Below are 15994 nucleotides of genomic sequence, written 5' to 3'. Positions count from 1 at the left end.
CCTAGCCTGCGGTGACGCCGCCATCTATTGGAATTGCAACCCCAGTAATATGCCTAGCCCCCTCGCTTGCGAGAAACAGCGTCAAGCTCGCAATTTCTTTCGGAGTCGCCACGCGGCCCTGAGGGCTTGAATCAATGTTCTTTTGTAGGATCTGGTCCGCGCTGACCGGCTTGCTGTGGCCCGACACAAGCATGGGCGTATCCACTGCGCCGGGGCAGACGGCATTGATGGTGATTTGCTCTTTGGCGTGGTCAAGAGCCATGGCTTGAGTCAACAAAACGACGGCGCCTTTTGACGCACAATAGGCAGCCAGCCCGGGACAGCCAAACAACCCCACATTCGAAGCTATGTTGACAATGCTGCCGCCGCCGGTGGTCCTCATAGACTTCACTGCGGCGCGGCTGAAATAGAACACACCGTTGACATTGGCGTCGAATGTCTCACGCCACTCGTCGTCCGTGGTATCGACGGCGCTTCCACGCCGGATGATCCCGGCGCTGTTGACCAAGACGTCAACCTTTCCGAACCGCGCCACAGTGGAATTCACTACATGGTCGGCAAACGCTGAGTCGGCGACATCGCCCAACTTCAATTCGGCCTCACAATTGAGCTTCTGAACCGACTCCAAGGCTCTTTGCCCCCGCTCTCGATCGCGGCCGACCAAAACGAGTGACGCCCCGATCGCGGCAAAAGCCTCTAAGACGGCCTCCCCTATCCCTGACGTCGCGCCAGTAACGATAACCACCTTTTTGGAATGCGTCATAGTTCGATTGCCCAGTAAAAGTGATGAGGGTTGGCGGGTATCTCCGGCGACCTGCTTAGTGATTAACGCCGGCATAAGACCTGTTCGGAAACGTCCAAAAAGTCATGCGCCGAACAATCTGAAGTCTTGGCGCGCCTTGGACATCGAAGGTGAACCCGTGGCAGCGTTTGCAAGCCTTTGGCAGAAATAGGAATGGGATCCAGCTTTGGCGAACGTTCATCATTCGGCAAGCACTATTTTCACGTCGACATGCATCTCTTGCTCCATTCAGAAGAACCAATCATCCAATCCTTAATGCGGCATCTCGGACGCTCACAACGAACGCCGTTAACGCTTAAATTATCACGCCCCCCACAATTTTTTAATAAATCCCTTAATATTTTTATTAAGTATTTGTGACGAACTATTTTAACATAATGATAACGTCAAGTTTGATGTTGTTGCACAAAGCTTGGACACAACTGACGGTTAGCGCCGGACCGTTTACCTTCGACGGTCTCATTCGCGACAAAATCGCCAGCGTGACTGCTTTCCTCGACAAATCGCAGCGTGAGCCCCTCCACTGCCCGACTATCACCTGTAATCCCTGCATGTATCGATCAGAAATGAACAACTCATGTGAGCTTTCAGAGACCGTTTTGAAAATCGGCTTGCCGGGGGTTTCGTCTAAGGCTGGGTTATGATTCAAGCTTTAGATGTGGACAAAGCAGAGCCGTGGCCGGATGGCCCAGATCGCCAAGAAGACCAAGCGCTACCCGTCTGATTTGACGGACGAGGAGTGGGAGCAGTTCGCACCGCTGATGCCCAAACCTGGGCGTCGCGGCCGTCCGCGCGAGGTTGATTTCCGGGAGGTGGTCAACGCCGTGCGCTACCTGGTCCGCTCGGGTTGCGGTTGGCGGATGCTGCCGATCCATTTCGGACCCTGGCAAACGGTCTACGGCTGGTTCCGCGAGTTGGCTCGGCGCTTTCTGTTCCAGACCATCCACGACGTGGCGCTGATGCTGGATCGCGAACGAGCCGGGCGCGAGGCCAGTCCCACGGCTGGTGTGATCGACAGCCAGTCGGTCAAGGCTCCGCAAGCTGAAACAAGGGGTGATGACGCCGGCAAGAAGATTGTCGGCCGCAAGCGACACATTGCCGTGGATACGGATGGGCGGCTGTTGATGGTCAATCTCACCAACGCCGACATCTCCGACAGTGCCGGCGCTCAGGCGATCCTGGATGGTATCCGCAGGCGCTGGCCCTGGGTGAAGCATCTGTTCGCCGACGGCGCCTATGACCGGCTGAAGCTCATGGACAAAGCCACCTATCTCGACTTCGTGGTCGAGATCATCCGTCGATCCGACGACCAGAAGGGCTTCCAGATCCTGCCCCGCCGCTGGGTCGTCGAGCGGACCTTCGGCTGGATGACAAGATGGCGCCGCCTCGTGCGCGACTACGAGCAGCGCATCGACGTCTCGCAAGCCATGATCCTTGTCGCTATGGGCGGCAATCTCATCCGCCGAAACGCTCATCCGTGAATTTCAAAACGGACTCTCACAAGGTTGTCCATTCGGGCCGGACCGAGGAGACTGGAGTTACCAGGCTTCAGCACTTCCCGGAGAGGGTCCGAATGAACATCCACAAGAATGCCCGTCTCACGCTCTGCATCGAGAGGAGATGGTGGTGGTGGCGATAGAAGGCGCCTTTTCCAAAGCCGATGTGGCGCGAATATATGATGTGCCGGCCAAGATCGTGACGCAGCTCGGCGGCTTCAGCCAAGTTGGCTATCGCCACCGGCGATCCGCAAGTCGCGCGGCGCCGGCTGGGAATTCATGCATGTCTGCATCGACGACGCCTCTCGCATCGCCTTCTCGCAGATCCTGCCCGACGAGAAACAAGACAGTACATCGCCTTCCTCCAGGCGGCGGTGGCCTACTATGCCAGCCTCGGCGTCGCGATAGCGCGCGTCGTGACCGACAACGTCCTTAGCGCGGAAGGAAATGGAGCCTGCGGTCAAGGTCTCTCTGTTCGTCAGCATGCTCTTGCTGCGTGACGTTGGTCAAGTCATCGACCAGGCGGCTTCGCCCGACTGCTGGGTCGACAGATCCATTCCGCAGAACTTGAGAAACTGGCGATGGTGGTGGGCCAATATCGCGGCCAGACCCGCCTTTCCAAATTCGGCAATGCTCGGCTGCGCCGAACCCGTGAGGGCATCGCTTCGATGACCCTGGAGGTAATGTTCGGGTCTTCCGCGGCACTAGCTGACAGAGGTTCTTCCACCTGGCACCACCCTTCGACAAAGGGGCCGGTAGTCTGAATCGCCGTTGACGACAGCGTGCACGACGCGGGCCATCTTGGCGGTAATTGCGGTCATCGCCTTGCGGCGCAGATCGGGATTGTCGCGATCCCTCGCGATTCAGCGTTCGAACTTACTTCTCACGCTGACGGAGGGCGACTTGCCGGCGATCCACAGGATGAAGCGGCGAAGATCTCCGGCTTCGGCGATGACCGTCAGTGCATTGATCGGTCCCGTACCAGGGATTTTCGCAGGAGCTGGTAATCCCAACTGTGCCGCAGCAGCTCGCCGGCCCTGCGTCTCAATCTCATTGCGTTGCCCGGATCAGGCTGCGAGCTTCGGCAATGACCATATGGAACACACAAATAGCAGAGTCTCAAGCGGCAACGGCAATCCGACGAGGTGGGTGCGGTGTCGTAAATATCCATCAGAATCTGTGTCTTGCCCCCTTACGCCGACGACATCCCAAGCTGCTGTTCACGCGACGGCTTCGCGCTTGGCGGCGGGCGCTACCATTTTTTTGACAGAGGCTCGCGTGCAATGCCGAGGCTTCGAGCATCTGATCCGCCATCACCTTCTTCAGCTTGGCGCAGAGACGCTGGAGCAGCTCGATCTTCAAGCGAGACCGATCAGAAGCGGCCCCATCACGAGATTTTGAGATATCGATTTGAAGAGGGCCTTGGCCACAAGGCGATCTCGTACGGGTTGGGGGCTGCGCCCTCGACTGTGCGCGAAACGCTTCAACCGCTATAGCCGCTTTTGTGATCTATACAGGGGCTGGGCATCCAATCTTCCAGCAACGATGCGGCAGAACCATGTCGCCGGCGACAAGCTCTCGTCGATTATGCCGGCGATACGGTGACGGTGATCGTCGACCGGCTGAGGGGCAAGACGCGCCAGGCGCATCTGTTCGTGGCCGTGTTGGGCGCCTCGAGCCTATCCTATGCGGAAGCGCGCTGGAGTGAGACACTTCCGGACTGGCTGGGCTGTCAGTCAATCCACTGGAAGCGTTCGGCTGCGCGCCGGCCCTGTTTTCCCGACAATGCCAAGGTCGCCATCATCAACGCCTGCCGCTACGACCCGCAGGTAAACCGCACCTATGCCGGCATGGCCGAGCATTATGGCAGTTCGGTGCTGGTGGAGGCGGCGGTGCGGATTGTCGAGCGCTGGCTTCTTGGTCGCCTGCGCCATCGCGTCTTTTACAGCCTGGCCGAGGTCAACGCGCCGATCGGCGAGTTGCTTGACGATCTGAACGATCGCCGGGTGTTGCGTGGTGTCAATCGTACGCGACGGCAATTGTTCGAAGAGATCGACCGGCCCGTGCTCAAGCCGGTGCCGGTTGAGCGCTACGTCTTTGCTGAATGGCGCATTCGGCGCGCCGGCCCCGACGACCATGTCGAGTTCGACCGGCATTATTACTCGGTGCTATACCGCTTTGCGTGGGAGCAGATGGAGGCGCGCATCACGGCGACCACCGTCGAGCTGTTTCGCAAGCGCGAGAGGATCGCCGCCCATCTGCGCTCCAGCGGCAATGGACGGCACACGATGGTGTCGTATCACATGCCTTCATCGCATCGCCGGTTTTTGCCGACTTGACGATCGAGAGGATCACCCGCAAGCTTCCGCGATCGGTCCTAATGCGGCCTTCCTGTGCCAGAAGATACTGGCGGAGCGGCCGCATCCCGAACAAGGCTTCCGCGCCTGTCTTAGCGTCATCCGGCTCGTCAAGGGTTTCTTCGCGAGCGCGTCAACGCGCCTGCGGCCGGGCTTTGGAGATCAACGCCCGGACTTATGGCTCAATCCGCTCAATCCTCGACAATCACCTCGACCGGACATCGTCGCGCCAGGCGACGGCTCGCGAGCCCATCGACCACCCAATATCCGCGGTTCCCGCTATTACCACTGAAGGAGAATGACATGCTTGCACATCCCACTCTCGACCGGCTCAACGCCATGGGCCTGACCGGAATGGCCAAGGCGTTCAAATGAACTGGCCGCCAATGCCGAGGCCGAACAGCTATCGCTATGGCTGGCGCTGTTGCTCGACCGGGAAATGGAGCTGGCGCTACGATCGCAAGCTCGGCGCCCGCCTGCGCTTTGCCAAGCTGCGCCATCAGGCCGCCCCCGAACATGTGCACTATCGTGGCGATCGCGGCCTCGATCGAGCCTTGTTCCTCAAGCTCATCGCGGGCGACTGGATCGATGCCACGACAATCTGGCGATCTGCGGCCCATCAGGGGTCGGCAAGAGTTGGTTGGCCTGCGCACTCGGGCGCACGAGAAGGTCAGTGAGATGGATCGTCAGATTAGGCACCGCTCGAACGAACTGAGCCGGCGGTTGGAGACGATCCCGGGGATTGGCCCGATCACAGCCAGCGCGATCGCCGCAACGGCGACAGACCCGTCGCTCTTCAAATCCGGCCGACAATTGGCAGCGTGGCTCGGTCTTGTGCCGAGGCATAACTCATCATGCCGATTTCGACGAAGCCGCCCCTTTGTTCCGATATGCTTGCGCCCCCGGATTCCGAGATGATCTCGCCCCCTGGGGCTAGGGCTCTGCTGGCGCTGATTGTAGTCATTTCGTATGCGTCATGTGTCAAGTTTTTTGCGGCTGCTTTCGCCGCGGGCTTTCGCCCCTCAGATCGATGCGATCAGCATTGTGAACGAGGCGATCCAGGATGGCGTCGGCATAAGTCGGATTTCCGATGACGTCATGCCATGCTGACACGGGCAGTTGGCGGGTGATGATGGTGGAGCGGCGGCCGTAGCGATCCTCGAGGATTTCGAGGAGATCGTGCCGGGCCTGATCGTCGAGTGGTTCAAGGCCCCAATCAGCAAGGATCAGGAATTAGACGCGGGCGAGCGTGCGTTGCCGGCGTGCGTAGCGACCATCGCCTCTGGCGAGCGCCAGGTTGGCGAACAGGCGTGGGACACGCTGGTAGAGAACGGACCGGTCGTCCCGGCAGGCCATCTCCATGATCCTTCATTAAGTGCCGTGCTCGTCCGACCCCCTCTTGATATTCGCTTTGCTAGAACGGCGAAATGGTTGTAATGCGAGCAAAATCGTGAGCGGCCATGACTTTTCTCTTGAATATCTATGTCGTGGAAACACGTCGAGATGGCCCTCAACCAGTTCGATCGAACTCTGACCTCAAACGGGCAATGTTGTCTCGACCAGGCTAACCCAGTAGCCGATGCCATAGGACAGAGCTTCATCATTAAAATCATAGGCTGGATTGTGCAGGGATGGGGATGATCCATTTCCAAGGAAAATCAGAGCGCCCGGCCGCCTCAAGCATATAAGCGAAGTCCTCCGCCCCCATACCGGTTCTGACTTTGTCGTCGACTGAGGCGGCCCCCACGAGATTGCTTGCTGCCGTGATCGCCAGATTGGTCCCCTGCGTATGATTAAAGGTGGCCGGAACGGATCGACGGTACTTGAACTCGACATCCGCGCCGAATGCGCGCGCTATGCCCTGCGCGAAACGCCAAACCCTCTCGTTCTGCGAAGTCTCGGAGGTCGGATGCGAGGATCTGACGGTTCCGGCAATTTCGACGTGATCGGGGATGATGTTCTAGGCCTGTGCGGCCTTCAACTTCGTAACAGAGATCACGAGTGCCTCCATAGGATCGGTCTTGCGCGAGACCAAACTTTGCAAGCCGACGATGATCTGTGCTTGCAATGACCACGGGATCTACGGTCCGATGAGGTGAGGCCGCGTGCCCGCCCCTGCCCTTCACGATTATGTCGAAGTCGTCCTGCGACCCCATGGTCGGGCCATCGCAAACGCCGAATGTGCCGATCTCCAACCCTGGCTTGTTGTGCATGCCGAAGACCTGGGAAATGCTGAAACGATCCATGATTCCTTCCTGCACCATTCTTAGGCCTCCCGATGGCAGCTCTATCTCTTCTGCCGGCTGGAAGATCAATGCGACGGAACCCTTAAATTTGCGCATATTCGCAAGATGCTTCGCGGCACCCAGCACATGGCCGTGTGCCCGTCGTGGCCGCATGCACATCTATCGGGCGCAGCCGAGGCGGGCTGACCATCAAGCTGCAAGTGGTCTGCGATGGGCGGCGCTCCAGCTTGAGAAGCGCGTCGAAGGGAACTGCCGGGAGAGATTGAAGCTCCGGCTGCTCCGCCGCGAAGGCTCGCTGACGATGCGCTGCGTAGTGCCGTGCAGGCGGACATTGGCGACAGTGTCGAGCTAATCTTGCAATTGCTCGTTCAGGTCGTCGAGATTGCGGAAGCTGCGGGCCAGGAAGGAGTCCTCGCGGATAGAGGAAGGTGGCTCGACCTTGCCCTTCGTTTTCTCGCGATACGGCCGGCAGGCTCTGGGTTGGAAGCCAAAGTGCCGGGCCTTGCGATCAATTTGAACCGACTGCCCTCCGCCCTTTTCAGCTCTTCTTCGAGCGCTCCATGTCATTGTTTGCATAGCGGAAGCGCCTAGCCTTCGAGAGCCGTACGCCGTCCATGATGGAGGCCTGGTTGAGCGCGCTCGGAAAATGATGGCGTCTTCCTCGCCGAGCAGCGTCTCGAACAGGCCGGCGTTTGCGTCGAAACAGGATGAATAGAGGATATTATCCTCCATGTTGAGAAATGAGGAGATGCGCGCTTCGAGGTGCTTATGCTCTTCCTGAATGCCGCAGATGAAGCGGACCGACGCGATGCCGTATCCATAGCGGTCGAGCGCAGCCTTAGCCCCGTCTCGCAGACATCGATTCTCGGCGAAACCAAGATAATTGTTGGCGCAGAAATTCAGAACTTGATACCATCCGCGAGTTTGATCACGGACGCGTGCGTAGAGGTGAAGACGCGCTCGGAGCCCCGCAGACTTCAACCCAGCCAGTTTCGCCGACAAATGGGCGATGAAATCGTTCTTCATCGGCAACTCCGCAGGAATGGGATGAAGTAAGCCCTGCACAAGTGCATAACCAGAACGACTGGACGCTCATCACCGGGTCACAACCGCTATCGATTAGCTCAACGTCACGCGCGACGAGGCTGTGGATAGCGTAGCCAGATGCGAGCCCGTCATATCTCACAGAAATTGTGACGCCGAGCGAACCGGCATCACCATCTCGCACAGAGCCAAATGGAGCGGCGAGTCCTTTCGACAGGCTAACATGATCGAGTCGAAGTCCTTCGCCATCTCCGCCGGCGACCTCTTCGAGGCGATTGCGGCATTGAAGATGCGGGCGCCGTCGAGATGCAGCGGCAGGCCGCGCTCGTCGGCAAGTTCGCGCACTTCCTTGATATAGGACGCGGGCAGGACACGCCCGCCGCTTTGGCAGTGCGGATTCTCCAGCACGATGACGCCTGGCGGCGCACATTGGTAATCGCTCTTGTCGCGTATCGCCGAGCGCAGGTTATCCAGCGACAGCCGTCCGTCGGGTTCCGTCGGCACGGGGTGCAGGACGAGAGCCCCCACCACCGAAACGCTGCCAGCTTCAAAGTCGTAGAGATCGGAGCGATCACCGACGATCACCTCATGCCCACGCTGACAATGCGCGAGCAGCGCAGCAAGGTTCCCCTGGCATCCGCTCGATAGGAAAGCGGCGTCTTCCTTGCCGAGCATTTCCGCCGCCAATGCTTCCAGCCGATTAAGCGTCGGGTCTTCACCGTAACCGGCGTCACCCACTTCCGCGTCGAACATCGCCTGCCGCATCTCCTGGGTGGGGAGGGTTACGGTATCGCTGAGCAGATCTATCATCTTCTCTCCACAATGGCGTTGGCTCAAATTTTCACAAAGAACTTTCGGCGCCCTTTTTTGCTTCTATCCAGCGGCAAGTAGGATCAACAAGACGCGAAGTGTCCCACATAGCATCCAAGGCGCATGGAGAGTCAGTTTTGCACCAAAATGCCTCGGCCTTTGAAAGCCGGCCTTACTGGGCGGCGTGGATTGAAAGTCCCGCGTTACGACCCGCCCGCCTTTGCGCCCGCTTCTGGTTTCAACCCCAAGTCGTTCCGGAGTGCGGCTCAAGCCGCGCACCCGTGTTCTCGATTGCACCAATGTCCGGCAACAGTCACCTCTTAATCGTCATCAGCGACGATGTGAGAGGTACGCAGATTATTCCTGTTCGCCGAGGGTCGGAAATGGCGTGATCGACCAACTAATCAGGCCGATGGCTCGCTGAAGGATCGCCTCTGTCTGAGCACGGCTGGTGGATGCGGCGATGACATACCCGATGCAGTCTCGGTGATCGCCTTTTCTGACTATCGGCGTCTTGGGCTTGACCTGCAATTTGACTTCGGCGACACTTGGTATAGCAGCCGCTCGACTGTCACCATGGATCCAATCGAGGATGCCATCGCGATCAGCAACTAGCCACCGCGCGGCCGCGGCCTGCGAGGTGCTTCTGCGCAAATCCCTTTCATCGCCTATGACAAGCTTGACGTGCTCGGTGACGAGATCGACACCATAAGCCAGCTGAACCAGTTCAGGACCGGGCGAACCCGCTAGACGCGGATTGACTTCAATGACGACTGGGCCACGCTTCGCCCACCGGAGCTCCACGTTGGTTGGTCCCCAGCCCAGGCCAAGAGCTCGCAGACAGCTCAGCGAAATATCGGAGATCCGATTATGCTCGTCATCAGTCAGCACGGCCGGGCAGGTGAGCTCATGATAGACGAAATGCGGTGGGCGACAGAAGTCAAGGGCGCTAATCCCAATGACCTCATTTCCCATTAGGTCAATGCAGTAATGCGGCCCTTGTGCGAATTCTTCGACCAATATCCTTGGCGAAGAACGCCATATGTACGTCCCGCCCAACAGATAGGTCGTATGTTCGGCTAACTCATCGAGGTTGCGGCACAATCGAACACCTCTGCTCCCGAAGCCTACCGCTGGCTTAAGAACCACCGGCAGACCGATCTCCGCGGCCGAGCTTTCTACGTCCGTCGCGTTCGCTGCCACGCGATAATCAGGTATTGGGATGCCGGCCTGCGCGAGGAGTTGACGTTGACCGAATTTGTCGCAGCACCGTTCAATGGATTCAGCGTTTGGCCCAGGTAGATCGAAATACCGGCAGAGCTTGCCAACTGTCGCATAGAACGACTCCGTCGCGGACGTAATTCCAGCAATGTCATAGGTTCCATATAGCCGAGAACATTCGCGGATCAGCGCGTCGAGATTGTCTGTATCGACACGGATCGCCTCATTGCTTCCAGCCGCAAGATAGTCGTACTGATCTGGATCGGCCGACAATGTAATTGGATAAAGACCAAGTCGCTCAGCCGCTTGAACGAAAACCAGGCCAAGACCCCTTATATTGCCTTCAATCAGGATGAGAGCTCTTCTTGCCATTCGTGTTGACCTTCCCTTGCGTGCTGAGTAGCGGCCCGAGCAAAATCAGCGTCACATTTCTGCCGTGCCTGGCCTCAGACCTTGTTGCAACGTAACATTGTCAGCAATTTGCAGTCGCAAAGATTTGGTAAATTTATCTGAAGGAACTGTTGCAACATTTTGGAACATCGACGGTGTGACGCAGAGCATCTCGACGGGGTCAGATCGCCGGCGTTCGGCAGGTGCTGGAGAGATCTTGTTTTTCATATCCGAGTGTCACAGGGGACGTTTCACTCATATTTTCAGGGCTGTGCTTCGCGCGCTCCAGGGGCGTTAGTTGCGTGCAAGCGATGGTGCCCCGGCAGCAGATGCAGAAGGCGATCGTCGAAGCAACGCAACGGCCAACGATGCGCTTCGTCGAAGCGAAAACCGAGGAGCAACAGTCTCGGGCCATAATGTTTCGCACGCGAGAACACCTGATCAATCACCCGTCAGCTGGTCAACGCATTGCGTGCGCACCTCTTTTAGATCGGCACACATTGCGCCGCAGGAATTCGTTATCTGAGACGACTCGAACGTTTGGTCGAGTCGAGAACGCCAATTTGCCTGACCTGGCCCGCGAGATGTGTCGCGTTCTGCTGAACCCAGATCTATCAGCTGATTGGCCGCATTGATGCACCGAAGAAGATCGATCCGCTATCGAGGAAGGCTGAGGCATCTCGCTTACAAACCATGCCGTGGTGCCTGTATGAGCATTCGGCAGCACACCTTATATGAGGAGGTTCAAGACGGAACGGGTGTGTCAGAGCAACATTTTTCTCTCCTCGCTGTTTTTGCGAATCCATGGTCTGAGCCCCGATTGCATGACGCGGCGCGCGATCCGAGCCAAATCCAACTTATATGAGGTCGCTGTTCGAAACAGCGGTACCAACATCCCGCTTGCGGCGGACACGGGCTCAGGCGGACGAGGCCGATTCTGGAGCGAGGCATTCAAGCCAAGGTTTGCGTCGGTTCGTGCACCCGGATCTGCCAGGACTGATCACGTCCTGAAGAATTAGGTATTCCGTTCGGCGAACGCATCAGGCGGTCTTCACGATCACGCCCTCGATGATGGCGCCGGCGTTGGCGTATTTCCACAGCGCGCTACAAGCAGCTTGCGGGCGAGCGCGACAACCGTCGTCTTTTTGAGACGACCGCCGTTCTGCTTAACTCGGTCCTCGAACCACTAGGTGAGTACCGATCGCGGTTGATGGCGCCGCACAGCCAGGCGAGCTGGATCAGCGTCGTCCGCAGCCTTGGATTGCCGGCTTTCGAAACCCCTGGTCGTGATCGACCGACCCGCTCTGCCAGGGTGACGGCGCGAGACCCGCACAGGCGGCAACTTGTCATCGGTTGTCGAAGTGACGCGACAGCCCTTCCGACCACAAGACAGCGGCAAACTCCGGCCCGATGCCTTTCAGGTTGAGCAGCATGGCCGGTGCTGGCGAGACGACCTCCTGTGCGTCAGCGAGCGTGGCATCGAGCGCGGCCTCGACAGCCTTGATCTGCTCTAGCAGCAGTTCGAGCCTATCTAGTTGTTTGATCCCAGGCTTTGATGGCGCATACTTTTCGTCCGAATCAAAGGATGCGCTATGGGCCAGGTTCTTCATGGGAGCGCCACGACGACAGAGGCGATCCGTCGAGCGATACAGCATAGTCAAGAGAGCCTGAGGGCGCTGGCGAAGCGCTACGGCATCAATCAGAAGACGGTTAGGAAGTGGAGGAACCGGACGTCGGCCGCCGATCTTCCGACTGGCCCCAGAGATCCGAAGTCGACAGTGCTATCGACTGAGGAAGAGGCGGTCATCGTCGCCTTTCGGCGTTATACGCTGCTGCCACTGGACGATTGCCTCTATGCTCTCCAACCGACGATCCCGCATCTGTCGCGGTCATCCTTGCATCGCTGCCTGCAGCGTCACGGGATAGGCAGGTTGCCGGATGTCGAGGGCGACAAGCCGGCAAGGAAGAAGTTCAAGGCCTATCCAATCGGCTACTTCCATATCGACGTCGCCGAGGTCCGAACCGAGCAGGGCAAGCTGCATATGTTCGTGGCCATAGATCGGACCTCGAAGTTCGCTTTCGTCGAGCTGCACGAGAAGGCAACGACAGCGGTCTCCCCGATTTCCTGCGCCATCTTCTTGATGCTGTCCCTTACAAGATCCACACAGTGCTTACCGACAACGGCATTCAGTTCACGACCCCAGGTGCCGGCGGCTCGGCCGTTCCGCTGATCAAGGAAGCCATGGCGGCGGGAGAAATCATATGGGCGCACGCCTTCGAACATACTTGCGCCAAGGCCGATATCGACCACCGAACGACAAAGCCAAGGCACCCATGGACCAACGGCCAGGTCGAACGCATGAACCGCACGATCAAGGATGCGACCGTCAAACGCTTCTACTACGAGAGCCATGACCAACTGCGCCAGCATCTCGCCCATTTTGTCTTAGCCTATGATTTCGGCCGTCGACTGAAGACCCTCAAGGGCCTCACGCCCTATGAATACATCTGCAAAATCTGGACAAAAGAGCCCGAACGATTCAGGCTCGATCCAACCCATCAAACCTTGGGACTAAACATCTAGTACGCGGCTGATCTGCATCTTCAGATGTGCTGGTAGCGTTCGGCCGCCGCCGGTCTTCATCTCCTCCAGTTGCTTGCGCCGGTCGCGGCGCAGCGGCTCGTAGCCGGATACGCCTGGGCGAACAGCAGGCCCTTGAGGCGGTTGACGTGGCGCACGCGCTCGTTCGTGCACCAGTCGGACAGTCAGCTCGGGATGGGGTGGCTGAACGATCGTGCGCTCTTTCGTCATTGTTTTATTGAATGAGTTCACTGCCAGCTCGGTGAAGGCCGCCGGCGATGTAGTCGCGCCCACGGCTAGCTCAGGCGTTGTTTCCCTTTCGTTATAGTCCATGTGCCGTCGGTCTCTCGCAGCCGGAAAAGATAGCGCCTGATATAGACCTGCTTTATGTCAAAGCTTCGCGATCTGTTCTGGAAGGCGATTGTGGTGATCTCGGCCGGCAGCGTGAACACCACGTGGAAGTAGGGAACCGGCAGAAGCTCGTTCTGCCGCGCGGCGAGCCATTCCCGGCAGGTCTTTCCCTGGCACTTGGGGCAATGCCGGTTGCGACAGGAATTGTAGGCCACGCGGATCGCCCCGCAGGACCGGCAGCCCTCGACATGGCCGCCCAGTTCGGCGGTCCGGCACAGTTCGATGGCGCTCATCGTGCGGCGCTCGACGCGTCCGAGATGAACGTCATGAGCCTGCCGATACGCCTCGCCATGGCGGCGGAAGATATCCGCCACCTCCAGTCTCGCCGACATGGGCGGAACCGATCAGCCCGACGGCACGACTTCGATGTTCAACCGGTCGAGTGGGCTTGTCGTGCGCCGGATGAGGCCGTTCGAGACCTTGGTTTAGCGCGCCGTCGAGGACAGATTGCGGATGTCGGTGCCTGGATCTCGCATGACCCAACGTCACGCCGTAAAAGAACCGCAGTGCGCGCACCGTCTGGTTCAGCGCCGGCCACGAGATTCCGGTAGAGACCAGATGCACCTGGAAGGCGCGAACATCCTCCAGGTCAGGCCGGTCCGGGGATCGGCTAAAGTAGCGGGAGAACTTCGCTACAGCGTGCACGTAGGATCGTTGCGTGGTCGGAGACAGATTGCGGATCGTCATGTCCTCGATCATGCGCCGGCGAAGCGGGCTCAACTCGGCCATCTCATTGCTCCTGTTCTCACGGTTGCGCTTCAACAGCAGCAATTCTTCAAAAACAGAAGCGTCACCCGCAAACCGGTGCACCAAATGGGTAGTGTGCTGAGAGTTCTGCAAATTCGCTGAGAGGGGGCGGTCATGGCAGGCTGGTGATTGTTCACGTCACCTGATTCCCGCGAAGGAACGCCACCATGACCAAGACTGAAGTTAAGACCGCCAGCGCTGCCGTCAAAGACATTTTGCTTTCGAACCCGGATGGATTGCACGAAGTGCTCCGTGCGGTGATGCAGGAGGTGCTTGAGGCCGAGATGGACGAGGCGCTGGGTGCCTCGAAGAGCGAGCGCACGCCCGAACGGCTTGGCTATCGCTCGGGCTATTACGGCCGTACCCTTGTGACGCGGGTCGGCAAGCTCGAGCTGCGGGTTCCGCAGGACCGGGCCGGGCGCTTCTCCACCGAGCTGTTCGAGCGCTACCAGCGTTCCGAGCGGGCCTTGGTGGCGACACTGGCGGAGATGTATGTGCAGGGCGTGTCGACCCGCAAGGTGAAGGCGATCACGGAAGAACTGTGCGGCCATGCCTTCTCGGCCTCGTCGATCTCGGCCATCAACAAGCGGCTGGACGAGAGCCTCGCTGCCTTTGCCAGGCGCCCCCTTCAAGAGCCGTTTCCTTACCTCATCCTCGATGCGCGCTACGAGAAGGTGCGTGAAGCCGGTGTTGTCATGAGCCAGGCGGTGCTGATCGCGGTCGGTATCGACTGGGACGGAAGGCGCCAGATCCTGGCCGTGGAGATGGCCAATCGCGAGAGCCGCTCGGCCTGGAGGGACTTCCTCGTCGGCCTCAAGGCGCGCGGCCTCAAGGGCGTCGAGTTGGTTGTGTCCGACGATCACGCCGGCCTGGTGGCAGCGATCGGCGAGGTGATCCCCGAAGCCGCCTGGCAACGCTGCTACGTGCACTTCCTCAGGAACGCGCTCGATCATCTGCCGAGGAAGCACGGCGACGACTGCCTGCAGGAATTGCGCTGGCTCTACGACCGGCGCGATCTCGCAGAGGCCAGGGCTGATCTTGCCGCATGGCTTGCCAAATGGTCGGCCCGCTATCCGCGCCTGACAGGCTGGGCCGAGGATGCCATCGAACAAACCCTGACCTTCTTCAGGCTGCCGAGACAGCACCACAAGCATCTCAAATCCACCAACATGCTGGAGCGGCTCAACGAGGAAATCCGCCGGCGCACCTATGTCGTGCGCATCTTCCCCAATACCGAAAGCTGCCTGCGCCTGGTCAGGGCCTTGGCCGTCGAGACCAATGAAAACTGGATGGAGGCCAACCGATACATCAACATGGACGACCTGCGCGAGCACAAGAAGCTCGCTCTGCGCCAAGCCGCATGACCAGCATCATGGCCGCCCCATTTTGCAGAACTTGACGCACACAACCACCAAATGCCGCGTCAGCGGATTCGTTCAATCCTGAATCCCTTAATTGCGACGTGCTTTTTAAACCTCTCAACCCAGTTGAGAGGCGCCTGTCTCATAACGTGAAGCGGTGAAGTGTTCGCGCAACGCCCCATAAGATTTGGCAAGCTGCAGCGACGCCCCTGCAATTGCGGGTATCAAGCGCTTGGGAGAAAAGGTATGGTCGCGAGCACCGGCGAAGTCGATGACCTCGCGCTTGCCTGAAGTGTAGCCGCCCGACGCACGGCGGCAGACTAACGGACCTGACTGACGTCCTCGTAATCTTCCTCACCAAACGTTGCACGCCGCTCAGGCCTACAACTCACCCGATCCGTTCAAATGGCCGCCACCGTCAACATCCTCATGCCCAGAACTGCGAGACTCAGCCAGATGAGTATTTGTCGGCCGGAAGGGTCCAGCCTCGGCACGCTTGCCGGCGCTTTTGGGATCAACCGCATCGAC

At 58.8% G+C, this 15994-nt stretch carries 7 protein-coding genes and 14 pseudogenes; 8 read left to right on the top strand and 13 right to left on the bottom strand.

Annotated elements, in window-relative coordinates; genetic code table 11:
• Window position 1 precedes the first annotated feature (1 nt).
• Complete coding sequence (locus AC3EMP_RS09205; protein WP_488362101.1) at window positions 2–763, bottom strand: SDR family NAD(P)-dependent oxidoreductase; 762 nt, start codon at window positions 761–763, stop codon at window positions 2–4.
• Between the two features lie 695 nt (window positions 764–1458).
• On the opposite strand from AC3EMP_RS09205, the gene AC3EMP_RS09200 reads away from it, so the two are divergent.
• Both AC3EMP_RS09200 and AC3EMP_RS09195 read left to right on the top strand, forming a co-directional pair.
• Window positions 1459–2283 (top strand): IS5 family transposase, encoded by an 825-nt coding sequence (locus tag AC3EMP_RS09200; RefSeq protein WP_352713796.1) that lies wholly within the window; start codon window positions 1459–1461, stop codon window positions 2281–2283.
• A 214-nt stretch (window positions 2284–2497) separates the two neighbouring features.
• A pseudogene (locus AC3EMP_RS09195) lies at window positions 2498–2726 on the top strand (IS481 family transposase); the annotation flags it as partial.
• 276 nt (window positions 2727–3002) lie between these two features.
• Here the strand turns inward: AC3EMP_RS09195 and AC3EMP_RS09190 are convergent.
• Window positions 3003–3411 (bottom strand): annotated as a pseudogene (locus AC3EMP_RS09190) (transposase); the annotation flags it as partial.
• 281 nt (window positions 3412–3692) lie between these two features.
• Between AC3EMP_RS09190 and istA the strand changes: the two are divergent.
• The 3 pseudogenes from istA to AC3EMP_RS09175 all read left to right on the top strand — a co-directional run.
• Window positions 3693–4947: pseudogene (istA, locus tag AC3EMP_RS09185) on the top strand (IS21 family transposase).
• An 11-nt stretch (window positions 4948–4958) separates the two neighbouring features.
• Window positions 4959–5313: pseudogene (locus AC3EMP_RS09180) on the top strand (ATP-binding protein); the annotation flags it as partial.
• Window positions 5314–5354: 41 nt separating this feature from the next.
• Window positions 5355–5573 (top strand): annotated as a pseudogene (locus AC3EMP_RS09175) (transposase); the annotation flags it as partial.
• A 63-nt stretch (window positions 5574–5636) separates the two neighbouring features.
• Here the strand turns inward: AC3EMP_RS09175 and AC3EMP_RS09170 are convergent.
• From AC3EMP_RS09170 to AC3EMP_RS09140, 7 genes and pseudogenes are all read right to left on the bottom strand, one after another.
• A pseudogene (locus tag AC3EMP_RS09170) lies at window positions 5637–6008 on the bottom strand (ATP-binding protein); the annotation flags it as partial.
• A gap of 440 nt (window positions 6009–6448) precedes the next feature.
• Window positions 6449–6997, bottom strand: coding sequence for a M20/M25/M40 family metallo-hydrolase (locus tag AC3EMP_RS09165; protein ID WP_352713793.1), 549 nt, complete (start codon window positions 6995–6997; stop codon window positions 6449–6451).
• A pseudogene (locus tag AC3EMP_RS09160) lies at window positions 6984–7402 on the bottom strand (hypothetical protein); the annotation flags it as partial. The gene AC3EMP_RS09165 and the pseudogene AC3EMP_RS09160, both read right to left, overlap by 14 nt.
• A pseudogene (locus AC3EMP_RS09155) lies at window positions 7387–7927 on the bottom strand (aminotransferase class I/II-fold pyridoxal phosphate-dependent enzyme); the annotation flags it as partial. The pseudogenes AC3EMP_RS09155 and AC3EMP_RS09160, both read right to left, overlap by 16 nt.
• A 156-nt stretch (window positions 7928–8083) precedes the next feature.
• Window positions 8084–8755: a GntG family PLP-dependent aldolase gene (locus AC3EMP_RS09150; RefSeq protein WP_488362103.1), complete on the bottom strand. Its 672-nt coding sequence runs from the start codon at window positions 8753–8755 to the stop codon at window positions 8084–8086.
• 357 nt (window positions 8756–9112) lie between these two features.
• Window positions 9113–10348, bottom strand: a complete 1236-nt coding sequence (locus AC3EMP_RS09145) for an ATP-grasp domain-containing protein (RefSeq protein ID WP_352713839.1) — start codon at window positions 10346–10348, stop codon at window positions 9113–9115.
• A 51-nt stretch (window positions 10349–10399) separates the two neighbouring features.
• Window positions 10400–10594, bottom strand: coding sequence for a hypothetical protein (locus AC3EMP_RS09140; RefSeq protein WP_352713837.1), 195 nt, complete (start codon window positions 10592–10594; stop codon window positions 10400–10402).
• Window positions 10595–10704: 110 nt separating this feature from the next.
• Between AC3EMP_RS09140 and AC3EMP_RS09135 the strand changes: the two are divergent.
• Window positions 10705–10809: pseudogene (locus AC3EMP_RS09135) on the top strand (IS110 family RNA-guided transposase); the annotation flags it as partial.
• 597 nt (window positions 10810–11406) lie between these two features.
• Here AC3EMP_RS09135 and AC3EMP_RS09130 read toward each other — a convergent pair.
• Window positions 11407–11907 (bottom strand): annotated as a pseudogene (locus AC3EMP_RS09130) (transposase); the annotation flags it as partial.
• 51 nt (window positions 11908–11958) lie between these two features.
• On the opposite strand from AC3EMP_RS09130, the pseudogene AC3EMP_RS09125 reads away from it, so the two are divergent.
• A pseudogene (locus AC3EMP_RS09125) lies at window positions 11959–12950 on the top strand (IS481 family transposase).
• On the opposite strand, the pseudogene AC3EMP_RS09120 reads toward AC3EMP_RS09125, so the two are convergent.
• From AC3EMP_RS09120 to AC3EMP_RS09110, 3 pseudogenes are all read right to left on the bottom strand, one after another.
• A pseudogene (locus AC3EMP_RS09120) lies at window positions 12945–13111 on the bottom strand (IS110 family transposase); the annotation flags it as partial. The pseudogenes AC3EMP_RS09125 and AC3EMP_RS09120 sit on opposite strands and share 6 nt — an antisense overlap.
• 222 nt (window positions 13112–13333) lie before the next feature.
• Window positions 13334–13690 (bottom strand): annotated as a pseudogene (locus AC3EMP_RS09115) (IS91 family transposase); the annotation flags it as partial.
• Between the two features lie 124 nt (window positions 13691–13814).
• Window positions 13815–14087 (bottom strand): annotated as a pseudogene (locus AC3EMP_RS09110) (phage integrase N-terminal SAM-like domain-containing protein); the annotation flags it as partial.
• Between the two features lie 185 nt (window positions 14088–14272).
• On the opposite strand from AC3EMP_RS09110, the gene AC3EMP_RS09105 reads away from it, so the two are divergent.
• Window positions 14273–15469, top strand: coding sequence for an IS256 family transposase (locus AC3EMP_RS09105; protein WP_286456782.1), 1197 nt, complete (start codon window positions 14273–14275; stop codon window positions 15467–15469).
• Window positions 15470–15994: the final 525 nt, after the last annotated feature.

It is taken from the genome of Mesorhizobium sp. P160219, assembly GCF_057786095.1.
The sequence above is the reverse complement of the archived record's forward strand: the minus strand, read 5'-3'. Positions and strand labels throughout refer to the sequence as shown.

Coding starts and splice junctions, on each gene's coding strand:
- AC3EMP_RS09205 (WP_488362101.1), bottom strand. CDS start 763: ATGACGCATTCCAAAAAGGTGGTTATCGTTACTGGCGCGACGTCAGGG.
- AC3EMP_RS09200 (WP_352713796.1), top strand. CDS start 1,459: ATGTGGACAAAGCAGAGCCGTGGCCGGATGGCCCAGATCGCCAAGAAG.
- AC3EMP_RS09165 (WP_352713793.1), bottom strand. CDS start 6,997: ATGCGCAAATTTAAGGGTTCCGTCGCATTGATCTTCCAGCCGGCAGAA.
- AC3EMP_RS09150 (WP_488362103.1), bottom strand. CDS start 8,755: ATGATAGATCTGCTCAGCGATACCGTAACCCTCCCCACCCAGGAGATG.
- AC3EMP_RS09145 (WP_352713839.1), bottom strand. CDS start 10,348: ATGGCAAGAAGAGCTCTCATCCTGATTGAAGGCAATATAAGGGGTCTT.
- AC3EMP_RS09140 (WP_352713837.1), bottom strand. CDS start 10,594: ATGAAAAACAAGATCTCTCCAGCACCTGCCGAACGCCGGCGATCTGAC.
- AC3EMP_RS09105 (WP_286456782.1), top strand. CDS start 14,273: ATGACCAAGACTGAAGTTAAGACCGCCAGCGCTGCCGTCAAAGACATT.